This is a genomic window from Phyllobacterium bourgognense, from assembly GCF_003337575.1.
Taxonomy (GTDB): Bacteria; Pseudomonadota; Alphaproteobacteria; order Rhizobiales; family Rhizobiaceae; genus Phyllobacterium; species Phyllobacterium bourgognense.
The window spans coordinates 493,741-510,568 of sequence record NZ_QPJM01000001.1; the positions used below are offsets into that span (position 1 = coordinate 493,741).

General features: G+C 57.6%; 12 protein-coding genes and 1 tRNA gene. 7 read left to right on the forward strand and 6 right to left on the reverse strand.

Translation table 11 applies throughout. The annotated features are described in order from the left end of the window. Positions 1-123: 123 nt before the first annotated feature. A complete protein-coding gene (locus C7476_RS02385) occupies positions 124-2,004 on the reverse strand; it encodes an AsmA family protein (RefSeq protein ID WP_114428289.1) in 1,881 nt (626 codons plus the stop codon). Between the two features lie 150 nt (positions 2,005-2,154). After that, complete coding sequence (locus C7476_RS02390) at positions 2,155-5,223, reverse strand: PAS domain S-box protein (RefSeq protein WP_114428290.1); 3,069 nt, start codon at positions 5,221-5,223, stop codon at positions 2,155-2,157. 301 nt (positions 5,224-5,524) lie between these two features. Between C7476_RS02390 and C7476_RS02395 the strand changes: the two genes are divergently transcribed. Both C7476_RS02395 and C7476_RS02400 read left to right on the forward strand, forming a co-directional pair. Then, the gene (locus C7476_RS02395) at positions 5,525-5,980 is read left to right on the forward strand and encodes a phasin (protein WP_112526051.1); all 456 of its coding nucleotides are present in this window, start codon (positions 5,525-5,527) and stop codon (positions 5,978-5,980) included. A 222-nt stretch (positions 5,981-6,202) separates the two neighbouring features. After that, positions 6,203-6,279: transfer RNA gene (locus C7476_RS02400), tRNA-His, on the forward strand. A gap of 38 nt (positions 6,280-6,317) precedes the next feature. Here C7476_RS02400 and C7476_RS02405 read toward each other — a convergent pair. Next, positions 6,318-7,409: an AbrB family transcriptional regulator gene (locus C7476_RS02405; protein ID WP_114428544.1), complete on the reverse strand. Its 1,092-nt coding sequence runs from the start codon at positions 7,407-7,409 to the stop codon at positions 6,318-6,320. Between the two features lie 1,032 nt (positions 7,410-8,441). Between C7476_RS02405 and C7476_RS02415 the strand changes: the two genes are divergently transcribed. From C7476_RS02415 to C7476_RS02425, 3 genes are read left to right on the forward strand one after another with little or no spacing between them, the layout of a single operon-like run. Further along, a complete protein-coding gene (locus C7476_RS02415; RefSeq protein ID WP_114428292.1) occupies positions 8,442-9,119 on the forward strand; it encodes a response regulator transcription factor in 678 nt (225 codons plus the stop codon). Next, positions 9,109-10,509 (forward strand): sensor histidine kinase, encoded by a 1,401-nt coding sequence (locus C7476_RS02420; protein WP_114428293.1) that lies wholly within the window; start codon positions 9,109-9,111, stop codon positions 10,507-10,509. The genes C7476_RS02415 and C7476_RS02420 overlap by 11 nt, the downstream gene beginning before the upstream one ends. Further along, on the forward strand, positions 10,506-11,603 hold the full coding sequence (locus C7476_RS02425) for an ABC transporter substrate-binding protein (protein ID WP_114428294.1): 1,098 nt from the start codon (positions 10,506-10,508) through the stop codon (positions 11,601-11,603). The genes C7476_RS02420 and C7476_RS02425 overlap by 4 nt, the downstream gene beginning before the upstream one ends. Before the next feature lie 159 nt (positions 11,604-11,762). On the opposite strand, the gene xseA is transcribed toward C7476_RS02425, so the two are convergent. Next, positions 11,763-13,346, reverse strand: a complete 1,584-nt coding sequence (gene xseA / locus C7476_RS02430) for an exodeoxyribonuclease VII large subunit (protein WP_114428295.1) — start codon at positions 13,344-13,346, stop codon at positions 11,763-11,765. Positions 13,347-13,492: 146 nt separating this feature from the next. Between xseA and C7476_RS02435 the strand changes: the two genes are divergently transcribed. Continuing rightward, positions 13,493-14,050: a DUF2585 domain-containing protein gene (locus C7476_RS02435; RefSeq protein WP_281032671.1), complete on the forward strand. Its 558-nt coding sequence runs from the start codon at positions 13,493-13,495 to the stop codon at positions 14,048-14,050. Here the strand turns inward: C7476_RS02435 and C7476_RS02440 are convergent, their stop codons facing one another. Then, positions 14,051-15,007, reverse strand: coding sequence for a LysR substrate-binding domain-containing protein (locus C7476_RS02440; RefSeq protein WP_106715502.1), 957 nt, complete (start codon positions 15,005-15,007; stop codon positions 14,051-14,053). It abuts the gene before it with no gap. Between the two features lie 214 nt (positions 15,008-15,221). Here C7476_RS02440 and C7476_RS02445 point away from each other — a divergent pair, with 214 nt between their 5' ends. Continuing rightward, entirely contained in the window at positions 15,222-15,509 is a 288-nt protein-coding gene (locus C7476_RS02445) for a DUF1127 domain-containing protein (protein ID WP_181872324.1), read from the forward strand. 135 nt (positions 15,510-15,644) lie between these two features. Here the strand turns inward: C7476_RS02445 and C7476_RS02450 are convergent, their stop codons facing one another. Beyond that, positions 15,645-16,790 carry a DUF937 domain-containing protein gene (locus tag C7476_RS02450; protein WP_114428298.1) on the reverse strand — a complete coding sequence of 382 codons (1,146 nt, stop codon included), beginning with the start codon at positions 16,788-16,790 and terminating at the stop codon, positions 15,645-15,647. Between the last annotated feature and the right edge of the window lie 38 nt (positions 16,791-16,828).

The window sequence follows — 16,828 nt, forward strand, 5'->3', positions numbered from 1 at the left end:
TCAGTGACCGTCCGGGTTCATGTCTTTAGATAAGGAACGGAGGGTGAGCGAAAGCTCATCCTCTGCTCCAAGACTATAGCATCTTCTCGCGGGTTTCCAAGAGCGGTCACTGACGACTTTCGTCTACTGCGAAATGATCGGCGAGATAAACGGGTTGTCCCAGGAACCACCAATAAAAAAGCGCGTGTGATTGATCGTCGGCTCCGGCTTGGGCGCGTCCGGTGCAGCGCCTGCCGCCGATGCTGGAGCGGGACCTCGGGCTGCGAAGTCGCCCGTGAGCGCCAGGCTTTTACCGATCAGCGTCACGATACCGGCAAAATTCAGAGTGCCGGACTTGGTCTGGATTTGCGCCGTCTCCAGGGCCGCCACCCCATCCATGATATTCGCTTTGGCCTCGAACTTATCGAAGGCCAGCCAGGCATCTGTCTTCTCGTTGAGGCTGAAGAAACGGTCCGTCTTGGCCTTGCTCAGGAGGCCGTTGAAGTCCAGGCTACGGATCTGCCCACTGCCGAAGCGCATGGACAGCGTTCCCTTGGCATTGCCGAGCGCTGTTGACCAACGTGATATCGGACCCTTCAAGACAAGGGACAGTGTTCCCTTGCCAAGTTGGAAGCGATCGCCAAATCCAAGCAGGGAGGCGATAGAAGCACTGTTTACTTCGGTGCCGTTGAGGCGCAATTCACCGGTCGTTGCGCCATCCCCCTCATCCGCGAGCTGGAAACTTGCAGCAACGGAACCATCGAATGCCGAGGCCTCGCCGATGTCGAACATCGCGCGTCCATTGCGGATTTGTGCCGTCGCGGCGACCTTCGAGAGATCGATCGTCCCGATCGTTGCTTTTTGTGTGGATACGCGCAGGTCGAGATTGAGCTGCTTCAGGAAACCACTGTCGATAACCGTGTCGGAATCCGCGGAACCATCCGGCAAGGGCATGAAACCTGAAAACACCGAATGAATGTCGAGCGTTTCGAAGGCAAGCGTGCCGGTGACGCTGGGTGTGCCCTGATTAAGCACGACTTCGATGACACCCTTCGCGGGGTTGTCGTTCAGTGTTGCCGTCAGTCCGTCCAGCTTTACGCGCGTAGCGGAACCGGAGACGGATGCATCCATTGCGAAGCTTCCGATCGGCGCGCCCGGAATAGTCGCCATTCTCGACCATTCGAGCGTGCGTCTCAGGGATGGTGAGGTCAGCGACAGCGTTCCTTCGAAGAACTGATCCTTGGAGACATTGGCCGATCCGTTGAATGACAGCGTCAAGGGTGTCGAGCCGAGATTGACCTGCAGAGGGCTGGTGCCGCCAGCCAGAAGTAACAAAGCCCGCGTGGCCGAACTGTCGATTTCCGTTTCTTCGCCGTGCCAGATGGCTCTGCCCTGGAAACTCGCAACGCCCGAGGTCTGCGGCCAGTCAAAAACGCCGCTGATGCTCGAGATTTGTTCTTCGGCGCCGTTGATTGGCCGTTTGAAGGTGACCGTCGCGTCTTCCAGCCGCACACGCCCGAACGGCTGCGACGATACGGTGCTCATATCCGGTTTGGCGGGATTGGCTTCAACAGCAGCGCGCGCTTCCCGGACGACATCGCCGATCCGGCCATCACTCTTGGCAAGGGCTTCGCCGATCTCGGAAAGGCTTTTGATCGGTTCGTCGATGACAAATCTTGGCCGCACGATTTTGGTTTCAGTAAATTCGATATTGCCCAGTAGCGCGGAAAGAAGCGACAGGTCGACTTCTATTCTCTCGGCTTGCATGAAGGGTGCTCCTTCACTCTGCCACGGGTTGCGAATGGTGATATCGCCTAGCGAAGCGGTGAAAACGGGAAAGAAGGATATCTGCGGCGTCTGACGGGACTCGACGCTATAGCCAGTCCAGTTGCTGATTTCCTGGATAAGCCTGGCCCGAATCAGGTCCGTACTGACGAGGTAGGGCAGGGCCGCCAGAACTCCCACGGCGATGAGAGCCAACATCAAGATCGTGGCGAGAAGGTTCCTTGGCCTGTACCAGGACATGAGCGTTTCCGATTTCAATCCTTCCAGCTGCCGGGGCTGTAAGCTTTTTGCACTGCCATCCACGGTTTAGCGATCACGCAGGGCAATTCAAGCCGGTATAGACCTTTTACGATCGATTTGTTGGAAATGACCCGTTTGTGAATTAGCCGACTACTCAGCGAGAACACGCGTGGACGGAAATGTTATCTCGACCATCGTCCCGCGACCCGGATTGGAGTCGATCGTGAAATTGGCGCGGTTGGCTTCGGCCATTGCCTTGGTCAACGGCAGGCCAAGCCCGGTACCATCGCTGCGAGAATGCTTCGGCGTTGTGATCTGCTTGTAGGGCCGCAGAGCCTGCTCGACCTCCTGCCGCGTCATGCCGATGCCGGTGTCCCGCACACGCAAAAGCACATCGCCGCTCGCCTCATAGCTCGTGGAAACGATAACCTGTCCGCCCGGTCCCGTGAATCGGATCGCATTTGACAAGAGGTTCAACGCGATCTGCGTGATCGAACGATGGTCCGCGACAATGTCGGGCAACCGCGATGTCAGGCTGGAGCGGATGATGACACGCTCGCGGTTCGCTTGCGGCTGCATGATCGCAACGGCTTCCGTCAGCGCTTCGTTGAGCGAAACCGCCTCGAAATCCATCTCGACGGCGCCGGCCTCGATCTTCGAGATATCGAGTAGATCGTTGACCAGCGACAGGACATGATTGCCGGAGCGACTGATATCGTTCAAATAGTCGCGGTAGCGTTCGCTGCCGATAGGGCCGAACTTCTCGTCCGCCATCAATTCGGAAAAGCCGATGATGGCATTGAGCGGTGTGCGGATTTCATGGCTGATGCGCGCCAGAAATTCGCTCTTCTGCGCAGACGTACGTTCGGCCTCGCGCCGGGCGCTGACCAGCTCTTCCTCTGCGCGTTTCCAGTGGGTGATGTCGCGCAGGACAACGCAGTATCCTTTGGAGGCGTCCAGCTTGCCGATAGTCATGAACAGCGGGATGAAGCGGCCTTGGGCTTCACGGCCAATCACCTCGCGCCCGTCATTGAGCAGACTGGCGACGCCATTTTCTGAAAGACTGTTCAGATAATCCATCGCTGCACGCTGGCTTTCGATGGCGAAAAGCATGGAGAAGGCTTTGCCGGTCAATTCCTCCGGCTCGTAGCCGAAGAGCGCAGCGGCGGAATGGTTGACGGAGCGGATCGAACCGGCTGAATCGAGCAGGATCACGCCGTCGGTCGCCGTATCGAGAATGGCGCTGAGCTCATCGATGCGCGTCTGCAGCAGCTGGCGCTCGCTCACCTCGAAATGGTCGGCAGCCCGGGCTTGCGGCGACAATGCGAGCAGCAGCGCACGCTCGCCATTCTCGGTTGCTTCGTCCCAGCGGACCGCCTGCAGATGCGCCTGAACCCGCGTCACCGAGCCATCGCTGCGCCGAAGGTTCATGCCGGCTTCGTCGTCATCGCTGCTATCGCCAGTTTCATCGGCGAAGAGGATGCTCAAGCCGCCCGCATCGTTGATCGCTTCGGCAGACGCGTACAATATGTTCTCCAGCAGCGCGGGATTTGCATAAAGTATCTGGCCGTGGCGGTGAATCAGGACCGGCAAGGGCAGGGCCGCGAGAATGGACGTGTCGACACCTTGCCGCGCCTGTTCGCGAATGTTTATCGCAAAATCCTCAGGCTGGCCGAGTTCGTCCTTGCTATCGCCATCCGCAACAGCATAGCCCGGACCGACCACTTCCGCATCGGGAACCTTGGGCTCCATCTTTACAGCCGGCGCGGCAACTGGCGCAGGTTCTGCATCGCCATTGCTCTTCGGGCCATCACCAAGAACTTCCCGGCGCAGCCTTTCGGCAATTTCGCGAAATGCATTGCGTTCGGCATCGTTGAGCCGTCCGTCGTCGCGTGAGAGCCGTTGCGTCTTGAGCGGAATGATATTGTCTGTTGTATCCGGCGTGATTTCCAGCGCGGGTTTTTCCCCGTTGAAGACGTCTACGTCCGCCGCTTTATGCACCACCGCTTGTACGTCGTTCAATGTCTCGCCGGCGGCTTTCGGATCGGTTGTCACATCGCCCATACGGGCCACGCCAAACCCCCGGAAACCCAGGAACACCCGGTCACGCGAATAGATCGGCAGCGCAGCAAGCTCGATCGGCACACGCAGGTCGGTGCCTTCGATTGGCCATAGCACCGTCCGTCCCGACCAAGTGTCGCGGCGCTCGAGAAGCGCGGCGATTTCCTCATTGTCGTCGAACCCATGGCTCGCAGCCACGGCCCGGAAAGATCTGCCGATGATCGACGCCGATTGCGGTCCGACAGCGGCGGAGAACTCCGGCGATATCTCGCTGAAATTTGCCTGCGCGTCGACCTTCCAGACAAAGCGCACCGGCGCCTCGGATGGTACGTACTGGAATATGTCCGAAGGTGCTTCCGTGTCTTTAAATGATGGCTCGAATGCGAGAGAGGTCTGATCTGCAATCTGCGCATCGGCAATTGGCGCCTCGGGCACGACGGCAAGTTCGGGCTGCTGGTCGTCAGCCGCTACGATTTCGCTTGTCTGCCCGCCCACAATTTCCGGCTCGATCGCAAACAGCAGATGCATTGCGGGGCTGTCCGTCAGTCTCGCAATACCGGTGGGTATGGCGCCCTTGGCTGTCTGTACCGGACGTTTGACCAGGCGGTCCCGCTCGAGCCGCACCTCCCGTACGAGATCGCCGAGGATCTTGTCATCGAATTCGAGCCTGGCAAACTGTTGCGATGCGGCGATCACGCCGCCATTGGCGTCGATCATCGCTGCATGGGTTGTCCGGTCGCCAAAGCCCTTGATTGCCAATGATGCGATTTGCTTCCCGGAACTTGCCCGATCGGAATTGGCGATCGAGAGAAGAATGGCCTGTTCGCCGCGCGGCAATGTCAGATCGCTCGCCTGGAATGTCAGGATGCGGCTGGAAAGCCCGAAGGCAACGCGCAACGAAACAGTGCGTCCGTGCCCGATGGCAGGAAAACCATCCAGCGCCATGAGCTGCCGCCGTGCCTGTATGCCGAGCACCGCTCCGCCACCGATTATCTCGTCGATCGACGCATAGCCAAGCATCGCCGCACCTTGGCCATTGGCCCAGATAACGTTCTGCAGATCCTGCGATATCACGACCAGCGCATCGCCATTGGCAAAGTGCTCGCGGATCTCGTCGAGGACGGCGATGTCGATGAATGGATAAGTTCCAGACGCCATATGTTGACCAGCATGCTCCGATCGAACAGTCGCATCCTCGCGATGTTCTTAAGACTTTGTTAATAATGATCCAGCCGTCACTCGTCCACTCGCAGCCCTCTATCTTACATGTCTTTCTCTTGGTTTAGTTAACTTCCGTCGCGGTAATACAACCGTCCACATAATAATTTCGATTTAGAAACAGGCACACGATTGTGCACTGCAAAATAAATGTTGCAACGCACCATATTTTGAATTATATAGGGGTTATCAAATCAGCTGCAGAGGCAAATGACCATCTGCACCAAGGAAGGAACCTGTTATGAGCAAGACTACCAAACAGACTGCCGATGCGTTCTCGATCCCTACCTTCGATGCAACCGCTGTAACCGATCAGGTTCGCGAATTCACCGAAAAGGGCGTTGCTCAGTCCAAGGAAGCTTATGCCAAGATCAAGGATCAGGCCGAAGCTGCCCAGAAGACCCTTGAAACCACTTTTGAAACTGCTCAGTCGAATGGCGCCGCTCTTTCGCTCAAGGCATTGGCTGCGTTCCGCGCCAACACCGAAGCCGGCTTCGCTCATATCGAAGCGTTGATTGGCGTGAAGTCCTTTGGCGAAGTGATCGAACTGCAGAGCGCATTCGTTCGCAAGCAGGCTGAAGCCATCTCCGGTCAGGCCAAGGAATTCCAGGCTGTTGCTTCGAAGGCAGTTGAAGAAATCTCCGCACCGGTCAAGTCGGCTGTCGAGAAGGCAATCAAGGACGTCAAGGTCGCCTAATTGGCGATTTGACGGAAGAAATACCCCGACGGCAATCCTCCTCCCGGCCGTAGGGGAAGCAAGACTTCATGGCTCCTCCCGCCTGGTCTTGCGCTGATGGAAAAAGGCCGGATCCTCCCCCGGCCTTTTTCTTTTTCGGTTTGTTGCTGTCTTTGTTACATCGAACACTTGCAAAAAGCGTCAATCCTTCGTATGTGACGCCTGTCAAAAATATGACGGTATGCGGTCGTAGCTCAGTTGGTTAGAGCGCAGGATTGTGGCTCCTGAGGTCGGTGGTTCGAGCCCACCCGTCCGTACCATCATCTCTCCACGAAACTCTTCAAATCCAAGACGGGCCTTAAACCCCTGTTCGTTTCGCGATGAAACGCGCAATCGCAGGGCCTGTCAAAAGTACGACGATGAAACGCGATGTTTGCATCGCCATGACGAATGCCACATCGACATCGCTGGACGCCGCAATGATCGCAACGGAATCGGCGCCGCCGGGACTGGTCGCCAGATAAGCCGTCAGCGGGTCCACGTCGGCCACCCATACGAGGATGGCGGCAATTCCTCCGCAGATAGCAATCAAGGTCAGGATAGAGGCGACGACGCGCGGCAGAGCACGGGCTGCATGAACAAGAATGGGCCGTGTGAAGCGCGAGCCAATATTCCAGCCAACGAACGCGTAGCTCGCGGCAAGCAGCCAGGGCGGCAATACGATCTCCATCATACCCGTGTTCTGCAGAACCACACCCACGACAAGCGGCACCAGAAGCGGCCCAGCAGGGATGCGCAGTCGCACGGCGAGCGAACTTCCAAGCGCTATGAGTATCAAGGTTTGTGCAAGACCAAGCCAGGAAATGGCCGGGAACCAGACGATTTCCGGCACCGGAGCCACTGGAGCTGCGACCCATATACTGGATACGGCCGAGGCGACGATTGCCACAAAGACCACGCGTAGATATTGCATGAATGCTACCAGGCGGATGTCTGCACCAAAAGCCTCGGCCATCAGCGTCATCGCCGAAGCTGCGCCTGGAGATGAGCCCCAGATGGCGGTCGTACCGGGCAAGACCTGCCAGCGCGTCAGCAACCAGCCGAGCGCGTTGCTTGCCAGAAGAACCGACCCAATGACCACCAGGAACAGCGGCCAGTCGTGCAGCATCTCGGCAAGCGCTGCGGGCCGAATACTGAGCGCGATCAGGCAGCCGATCACGCCTTGAGCGATAATGAAGGGGCGCATTGGCAGCCGGATCGAACCGCCCGCTGCAGCCACGACAATGGCCGCGGCCATCGGCCCAAGCAGAAGCGCTGCCGGCAGACGAGTCGCGTGCAGAAGCAAGAAGAACAGGATCGACAATCCGAGCAAAATCGCCCATTGCAACCCAATGCCGCGACTGCTCAATCCGCCGCCAAGGATGCGGCCGATCCACTCAGGAACGTTCATGAGGAACCGTTGGATAGCCGGGAGAGGCGCTGGGTATCGAGACGACGTTGCCGAAGCGGCATACATGAGCGGAGCTTTTCACCTTTGTGGAAGCCATTTGGAAAAGCATCACTAATTATCATCGCCCCGATGTCCCACCAGCCTCAACAAAGTTGGCCGCAGGATAATCTTCTGTTGCGCGCCGTCCACCCCCTGTTTAGCGTATTTGAACCTTGGAAAAATCCGCAGAACTGCTATGTTTGAGTTTGGAGCGGGGACGAACTTTCGTCCGCCCCCATTCCTCATTTCATAAAGTGAACCCGGAACGAGACTTGCCAGCCTGTCCGGGTTCTTTTTATGATGAGGGTAACGCTACATGGTGTGAACCACATCGCTTTACCTCCAAGTTGGAAGCAAGGCCGTTGCCGCGGTCGAAGTGGCCAATCGCCTTCGATGCACCGGCTGGCTCGGTACAGACTGCTTCTGCCTCCAAAGTGAATGCTGTCAATTCATCGCTTGGTTGAAGTGATCGCGCCACAAACGCCCGGTTGAAACGCTTCGCAAACAATCGGTTGTGTCGTTGCGTTCGGTGTTCTGACAAATGAGATCAGAAGCATCGAAGCATTTTGAACCTTGGAAAAATTCGCAGAACTGCTATGTTCAATCTTGGAGCGCGGACGAACTTTCGTCCGCCCCCATTCCTCATTTCGTAAAATGAACCCGGATAGACATTGTCCAGCCTGACCGGGTTCTTTTTACGATGAGGGTAACGCTACATGGTCTGAACCACATCGCTTTACCTCCAAGTTGGAAGCAAGGCCGTTGCCGCGGTCGAAGTGGCCAATTGCCTTCGATGCACCGGCTGGCTCGGTGCAGACTGCTTCTGCCTCCAAACTGAAATGCTCTCACGTCATCGCTTGGTTCAGGCAACGGCGCCACGAACGCCCGGTTGAAACGTTTCGCAAACAATCGGTTGCGCGGTTGCATGAGCGGCTGTCGATGTGCCGATTTTTACTGTTTGCGGCCCTTGATGTTTCATGCGAATGAAACGCCATGCGCATATTGCTCGTAGAAGACACGCACGATGTGGGAGAGGCAATCGCCAGGCGTTTCGAGGCGACAGGGCATGCCGTAGACTGGGAAACCAATGGGCGGGATGCAGCCGAAATCATCGATTTCACCGAATATGCACTGATCATTCTCGATGTCATGTTGCCGGGCATGGATGGCTTTGAAATCCTCAAACGCATCCGTAAATCCGGCAATGCGGTTCCCGTCCTTGTCCTGACCGCGCGTTCTGAAATTGACGACCGGGTTGGAGCGCTTGATCTTGGGGCGGACGACTATCTGGTAAAGCCGTTTGACTTCCGCGAATTGGAGGCGCGGTCGCGCGTCCTGATGCGCCGCCACACCGGTGGCGAGGCGACCAACCTGATCAAATGCGGTGATATCGCCGTCGATCGCGGCACGCGATCCGTGCACGTCGGCAAGCGTGAAGTACAGTTGAAGCGGCGTGAGCTGACGCTGCTCGAAGTTCTCGTTGCACGGCCGGGCCGCGTCTTCAGCAAAGACGAATTACTCGATCAGATTTTCGGTTTCGATGAAGCGGCGAACGCCAACGCGATCGAACTTTATATAGGCCGTTTGCGCAAGAAGCTGGAGGGCGCCAAAGCGCATATCGTCACCGTGCGCGGGCTCGGTTATCAGCTGGTACCTGGCGATGCGCCCTGAAGTCCTGCGACACGGCCCGTCTCTGTTCGGGCGTCTTGCCCGGCGCATTTCGTTTGTCCTTTTTATTGGCGCCGCACTGCTCGTTAGTGCTGCCTGGTATTATGCCGAGACTGCCGCGAACAAGGCCTATGATCGCCTGCTCGTTGGCGCGGCGTTGCAGATGGCGGAAAGTCTTTCGGTCGAGGATGGAATACTGACTGCACGTCTGCCGACCTCTGCGTTCGAATTGCTCGGCCTCGCGGACCGCGACCGGATTTTCTACCGCGTCATCGATACGCATGGCCAGACCCTGACCGGGTATGATGATCTCAAGACACCAACCCCACTGGAGCGCGTGCAAGATCCTCTGAGCGTCGAAGAGGGCGTCTACAAGGGTGAGCCTGTGCGCATCGCCCATGCGACCCGGATCCTCGCCGATCCTGCGGTCTCTGGCCGTGCCTATGTCATCGTAGCCCAGACGAATGAGGCGCGATTGGCTTTGACCCGCGAGCTCACGCTGCGCGCGACGATCCTCGTCTTCATCATGAGTCTGCTAGCTTTCGCTGGTGCCATGCTGGCGATCCGCTATGCGTTGCAGCCGGTGGAACAGTTGGGGACGGAGGTTCGTGGCCGCGACCCGCACGATCTGACGCCGGTTACAGTCGACGTGCCGCGTGAGCTTGATCCCTTTGTCAGCTCGATCAACCATTTCATGGGAAGGCTCAATGAACGCGTCGATCTGTTGCAGCGTTTCATTGCTGATGCCGCACATCAGATACGCACCCCATTGACTGCGCTGACGGCACAGATCGATCTTCTGGGCACCGGCAAACTCGACAAGGCGGGCCGCCAGCATTTTAATCGGGTCAAGGAAAGAACAAGCGAACTCTCCCGGCTGACCAACCAATTGCTCAGCCACGCGATGGTGATTCATCGCGCCGATTCTGTTCAGCTGGAGCCGATCAGTCTTGTCGATGTGGCAAGACGCGCCTATCGGGTCGCTATTCCGGTCACGGTCGATCCCGATATCGTCATTTCTTTCGAAGCGCCGGATGAGCGGCCCTTCGTTCTCGGCGACGCGGTCAGCCTGCGCGAAGCCATTGTCAACGTCATCGACAATGCTTTGCGGCATGGCACGGATCAGCGGCTGGAGGTGCGGGTGCGCGCCAGCGGCACGCAAGCCTTTGTCGAGGTTGAGGATGACGGTCCCGGGATCCCGCCTGAGAGCTGGGAGAAAGCGACGCAGCGCTTTGCTACGTCGAAATCGCATGAAGGCAGCTCAGGTCTTGGCTTCGCCATTGCCCAGGAAGTGGCAAATGCCCATGGTGGCACCTTGAGCTTTCGCGCCCGCGACGAAAAAGGTTTTACCGTGGTTTTGACGCTGCCGCTGTTCAAGGGAGTGGCGAAATGATCCAGGTGAGTTTCGCGCTCTTGATGGTTGGTTTGACCGCGGCACAAGCGTTGGCTGCTGAAAGCAACAAAACGCTGTTTCCAGCCGTCCAGCCGGGCGCTAGCACGCTGACGGTCTACTCGACGACAGACCTGGCCGCGATAAAGCCGCTGATCGAGGATTTTCAGAAATCGTCGCCTGATGTGTCGATCGATTATAATGAATATCTGACCAACGAACTGAATGCCCTGGCCAGCGAGGCCTGCCGCAAGCAGGAACCGCTCGGCGATCTGCTCTTGTCGTCATCGGTCGACCAACTGCTCAAGCTCGCCAATGACGGCTGTGCCGCGGCGCATACGTCGCCCGAAACCCTTCGCGTCGCGGAGTGGGCCAATTGGCGCGACGAGGTCTTCGGCTTTACCTATGAGCCGGCGGTGTTCGTTTACAACAGGAGCAAGGTACCGCCAGCTGAGGTTCCCCGTACCCATGTCGAACTCGCCGACCTCTTGCGTGAGCGGCTCAACTATTATCGCGGCCGTGTCGGCACCTATGATATTCGCCTGTCCGGGATCGGTTATCTTCTTGCCTTCAATGATGCGCGGCAAACGACGACCGTCTTCGGCCGCCTGCTGGAAAGCATGGCGCGTGCCTCCGCGGTGGCTCGTTGCTGCACCGGCGAAATCCTGGATGAGGTTGCCAAGGGCAATCTCTACATCGGTTACAATATGCTCGGTTCCTATGCTTATGACGCGGCGCAGCGCCACCCGGAATTAGGCGTGGTCGTGCCGCGCGATTATACGCTCGTCTTGAGCCGTGGTGCGCTTATCCCGAAAGGTGCACAGCGATCAGATCTCGGCGCACGGTTCCTCGATTATCTCCTGTCGGAGCGCGGCCAATCCGTGGCGCGAACCAATGCGTTCTATTTCACGGAAAGTGGTGAACTGCCGCCCGGCGTCGACGGTCCGCAAAATTTGAAAGAGTCCGGCGTTGCCCAGCCGATCCGCATCGGCCCGGCTCTGCTCGCGGTGCAGGACAGAGCACAACGCCAACGTTTCATCGAGGATTGGTCACAATCTCTGATTGAATTGAACAGTCCCGCCTGGACGCGAGAATAGCAAACCCGATTTTGAACGGCAGATTGCAATACCGGGACAATTTCTCTGCAAGAATTTTCGATTCTCACATAAGAAGCCCCGATTCTGACACATGAATCATCGAATCTGGTACGAAATTTTCAACTCCGGCGAGAAAAATGGTTGTGGCGACGCGAACAACTAAAAGAGTGAGCCTTGCGAACCAGCCGGAACAGGGGGCTTTTTGGCTGGGGCGGGACGCTCTGTTTTCGGCTGCGATCGACGTTCGTCACCATCTTTTGCGACAGCGTGTACGTCACCGTCCCGGAACTTGAGGGTAAGGTCATCGCCGCTGGCAACAGCTCCCGCTCGCTTGATCGGCGTACCCGAAGGGTCGAGGACAACGGCGAAGCCTCGTTCCAGAACCCCTTGATATGACAGGGTTTTTAGCAGGCGTTGAAGTTCGCCACTGCGCCGTTTGGCACGGTCGATCAGCAGATTGACGGCTTGGACCTGACGCCGGTCCAGCTGCTGCAGATGTTGCCGGTCTCTCTGTGCCAGCCGTGCGGCAGGTTCGATAGAAAGCCGTGCGGCTTGCCGGTCGAAAACTGCGCGCCGCTGGTGCAGAAAAGCTGCAAGACAACGCGGCAGCTGGCTGTCCAAGCGCTTGATTTCAATCCGCTTTTCGCGAATCTTCTGCTGAAGAAGCCGCGGCGATAACTGCCTTGCGCAGCCGTCGAACTCGCCGCGTTTCTTCTGCGTATTTGCCTGCAGGGCACGGCCCAACCGACCTGCGGTTTCGTCGAAATGTCGGCGTGGAAGTGCAAGCAACTGATCCGCCGAGGGCAGAGCGCGGGCAAGCGCCCGCTGCGCCTGACGACGGCGGTCGAGATAGCGCGACATGCCGGAGGCAAGCCGGGCGCCAAGCGTTGCGACCTGTGCCCGGAGATCTGCCTTGACCGGCACAGCCATCTCCGCAGCACCAGTTGGCGTCGGTGCGCGAACGTCCGCGGCAAGGTCGATCAGCGTCCAGTCGGTCTCGTGACCGACGGCAGAAATGATGGGAATTTGCGATGCGGCGACGGCGCGCACGACGGCTTCATCGTTGAAGCCCCAAAGGTCTTCAAGGCTGCCACCTCCACGCGCCACGATCAGAACATCGGGGCGAGGAAGAACGCCACATCGCTCTAACCCATTGAAACCATTGATCGCATTGGCGACTTCGGCGCCGCAAGTCTCGCCCTGCACCCGTACCGGCCAGACCAGAACATGCAACGGGAAACGATCGGTGATGCGGTGGATGATGTCGCGGATGACAGCGCCGGTCGGCGATGTGACCACACCAATAATGCGCGGCATGAAGGGCAGCCGCCGCTTGGCCGCGGGATCGAACAACCCCTCTGCACCAAGCTTGCGCTTGCGTTCCTCCAGGAGTGCCATCAGCGCTCCGGCGCCAGCCGGTTCCATCTGTTCGACGACGATCTGGTATTTGGAAGAGCCCGGATAAGTCGTCAATTTGCCCGTGGCGATGACTTCCATGCCTTCTTCCGGCTGGAAGCGCAGCCGGCTCATGGAACCGCGCCAGATGACCGCCTCGATTCGTGCCTTGTCGTCTTTCAGCGAGAAATAGGCATGGCCAGACGAATGCGGGCCGCGATAGCCGGAAATCTCGCCGCGGACCCTTACATGCCCGAAAGTGTCCTCGACCGTGCGCTTCAACGCGCCGGATATTTCAGAGACAGTATATTCGGCAACATTCGATGCAGATTCGGGCTTTTCGCTCATGCGCTATTCCTAGTCCCCCTGCCGTCAGGGTCAAGTCTCGGCAATCCTTGATTGCACCATTGCAAGCTTCAGGAATATCGCCTATCCGCAAGAGTTGGAAAAGGGGAATCCACGTGCCGGCAGATATTGCATCTACTTCTAAAGGTTTGAAATTACGTCATTATCTGCTGATAGGGGCGCTCATGATTGCTGCAGCTGCAGCGATCTTGCTCTGGATGGGCCGCAACCCGATATGTACTTGCGGCACAATAAAGCTGTGGGTTGGCGAGACGAATTCGTCAGATAATTCACAGCATATCGCCGACTGGTACACGCTCTCGCATATTATCCATGGCTTCCTGTTCTACGGTATTTTCTGGCTTGTCGCCCGTAAATTGCCCATCGGTCAGCGTCTGCTGATGGCTATCGTCGTCGAGGCAGCCTGGGAGATTTTTGAAAACACCGACATGGTCATCAATCGCTACCGCGAAGCCACGATTGCGCTCGGCTATACCGGTGATAGTGTTCTGAATTCCGTCAGCGACATATTATTCATGGTACTAGGCTTCTTCTTCGCCGCCAGGGCTCCCCTCTGGCTGACGATCGTGCTGGCGATCTTCTTCGAGCTGCTGGCTGGCTGGGTCATACGCGACAATCTCAGCCTCAACATACTTATGCTGCTCTATCCCCTGGACGCAGTGAAGGCATGGCAAGGGGGAATGTGATCACCAGCCAGGAACGAGCTCCGCTGCACGGACTTGGCGCAAACGCTGATTAGCCATGATCGGCGCTGAAGCTTGGCTTACGCTGACGGGGGAGGGCATCGACAGATTGTCGAGACTTTCGACAATGTGTTGTGCCAGCGCATCGACGATCGCGGAGGGCTTGGTGTGGCCGCGCATGATGCCGATACCGAATTCCGGCAAGCGGCCAAAACCGTCGGCCTCCGTCAGAACGCGCATTCCCGGACGCAAGGCACACTCCGGCAAGATAGAGACGGCAAGACCCGCCAGCACTGCCGCCGCCAAGACGGTGGCCGACCAGCTTGTGAAGAGAATGCGGTAATCGTGATGCATGCTGTCCAGAACATCCACCGCGGCAGCGCGCCAGATACAGGTCGGGCGGCCAACTGCCAGCGGAAGTACTTGTTCTTCATGCACATTATGGTGGGCTGAGGTAACCCAAAGCAGCTGTTCGCTACGCACAACTTCTGAGCGGCGCTGCTCGTCGCACTGCGTTACGAGCGCAATATCGAGTTGCCCCTTGCGGATCATCTCGTCGAGATTGACGGTGGGCTCGCAGACGACCGATAGCTCGACGCGGGGATTGGAACGGGAAAATCGCGCCATGATTTCCGGCAGAAACCGGTCGGCGTAGTCGTCTGGTGTACCGATGCGAATGTGTCCCTGCAGCTGCGTATCATCAAAAGCTGCAATGGTTTCGTTGTTGAGCTGCAGCATCCGCCGTGCATAGGCCAGCAGGCGTTCGCCATCTTCCGTCAGTCGATTGGTGCGGCCGTCGCGCTCAAAAAGCGATTTTGAAACGCGCTCTTCCAGCCGGCGCATCTGCATGGAAACGGCGGATTGGGTTTTGTTCACCTTGTCGGCAGCTCTTGTAAAGCTACCTAGGTCGGCGATAGCCGTGAATGTCTGCAACTGGTCGAGATCAAGCGGTGCGTTCATGGTAATGTTCCCGGAATGGTTGATCCATCATTATTATTGAAGGTTTACATTAAAAACATTCGTTTGAATAATCAATTATTATGCATCATTCTGCAAATGTTCAGGAAGCGTCGGTGTCCTACGAGTGGTTCAAGGGATAACGCGGCGTGGTGCGCGGAAAATGGTTTTCGCGCGGTTTAACTTTCTTGATCGCCCTTCAAAAGGAGTAACGGCGATGACGACGACAACGAGAATGACTGAAGTAAACGGTTTCACCCGCACGATCGCAACCTTTGCGTCGCAGGCTGCCAACTTTGTCAGGCAAGTAATCGTCGCACGTCGTAATCGCAAAACGATTATGAGCCTCGGCGAGTGGAATGACGAAATGCTGCATGATATCGGTGTTACCCGTGCCGATCTTCATTCTGCTATTGGCACCTCGCTTCTCGATGACCCGAGTGAAAGACTGGGCGCCTTGGCCGATGTAAGGTCGCGTGTTCGCGCTGCCCGCTCGATCATCTAAGGCTGACGATTTGACTGTTTAGCAGGCGCCCATTCACGCCGGAATCCCCTCCCGGCGTCCCGCCTGCCTCCTGCCCGGCCCACATTGCATATGCAAGTGGCCGGGCTTTTTCTTGTCTATCTAACCTTCGACGCCCTAGCGATAGCGATCCATACCGCGCTTGTATTGGTCGAAGATGGATTCCAGACCTTTCTGATACTGATCGTTCGTCTGCTTACCCGTATCGAACATCTGGCCGAGTATGTCCTTCAGAGGATTATCCGAAGGGGCGGTAGGCGCTGTTCTTTGCTGGGCTTCCGGCTGTGGTTGAGGTGATTGCGATGTTGGACGCTGCTGCGCACCACCACCGAATATTTCTCCGAAAATCTGGCCCAAGGGGTTGTCGCCAAACGGATTTTGGCCCGGCGTTGTCTCTTGAGGCGCATTGTCCTGAGGCATGCCACGTGATGTTTGCGGCCCCGCGGTCCCTCCAGCATTCTTCATCATTTCCTCGAATATTTTCCCCAGCGGATTATCACCGAACGGGTTTTGTCCCTGCGCCGTATCCTGAGGCGCCGCGTCTTGGGGGACTCTGCCACGCGGCGCCGGCGCTTGCTGCGCCGCGCCGCCAGCACCCTTCATCATCTCTTCGAATATTTTGCCGAGCGGATTGTTGCCCATCGGATTGCCCTGGCCTTGCGGCTGCGCCTGTCCTCCGGCACTACCTCCGCCGAGCATGCTTTCCAATATCTGTCCCCATGGGTTGCCGCCTGCGCCAGGTGCACTTTGCTGGGGGGCGGACGGTTGACCGCCGCTCTGGCGCATCATCTGCTCGATGAGGTCGCCGATAACATTGCCACCGCCAAGCCCAGCCGCAGCAAACTGGCCGGTCGATTTCTTGTACAGGCCGCCCATCATCATCGAGGCGACCACCGGCAGCATCTGTTTTAGTGTATCCGCGCCGACCCCGGAGACAGCCGCAGCATGATCGGCGACGGCTCGCGACAGGTCTTTCGACCCGAAAAGCTGATCGAGAACATTCTTGCCATTGGCGACGCCCATGGGGTCGAAAGCTGCTTGCGGGTTATCAAAATAATTGACCTGTCGGCCCGATGAGAGCGATTGAACAAAGCCGCCAAAGCCCATTGGATCGGCGGCATTTCTCTGCAAACCTTGGGAAAATGCGGGCATCAATGCCTCGAGAGCGGCAATGGTTTGCTGCTGGGAGAGATTGAACTGGTTTGAAAGGGCATCGACAGCTTGTCCGCCTTGTGCCTTCAAAAACATGTCTACGAGATTCATGGCGCCGATCCTCCTCCGGGCTGATGCGCGAAGGGAGA

Coding starts and splice junctions, on each gene's coding strand:
- C7476_RS02385 (WP_114428289.1), bottom strand. CDS start 2,004: ATGTCCTGGTACAGGCCAAGGAACCTTCTCGCCACGATCTTGATGTTG.
- C7476_RS02390 (WP_114428290.1), bottom strand. CDS start 5,223: ATGGCGTCTGGAACTTATCCATTCATCGACATCGCCGTCCTCGACGAG.
- C7476_RS02395 (WP_112526051.1), top strand. CDS start 5,525: ATGAGCAAGACTACCAAACAGACTGCCGATGCGTTCTCGATCCCTACC.
- C7476_RS02405 (WP_114428544.1), bottom strand. CDS start 7,409: ATGAACGTTCCTGAGTGGATCGGCCGCATCCTTGGCGGCGGATTGAGC.
- C7476_RS02415 (WP_114428292.1), top strand. CDS start 8,442: ATGCGCATATTGCTCGTAGAAGACACGCACGATGTGGGAGAGGCAATC.
- C7476_RS02420 (WP_114428293.1), top strand. CDS start 9,109: ATGCGCCCTGAAGTCCTGCGACACGGCCCGTCTCTGTTCGGGCGTCTT.
- C7476_RS02425 (WP_114428294.1), top strand. CDS start 10,506: ATGATCCAGGTGAGTTTCGCGCTCTTGATGGTTGGTTTGACCGCGGCA.
- xseA (WP_114428295.1), bottom strand. CDS start 13,346: ATGAGCGAAAAGCCCGAATCTGCATCGAATGTTGCCGAATATACTGTC.
- C7476_RS02440 (WP_106715502.1), bottom strand. CDS start 15,007: ATGAACGCACCGCTTGATCTCGACCAGTTGCAGACATTCACGGCTATC.
- C7476_RS02445 (WP_181872324.1), top strand. CDS start 15,222: ATGACGACGACAACGAGAATGACTGAAGTAAACGGTTTCACCCGCACG.
- C7476_RS02450 (WP_114428298.1), bottom strand. CDS start 16,790: ATGAATCTCGTAGACATGTTTTTGAAGGCACAAGGCGGACAAGCTGTC.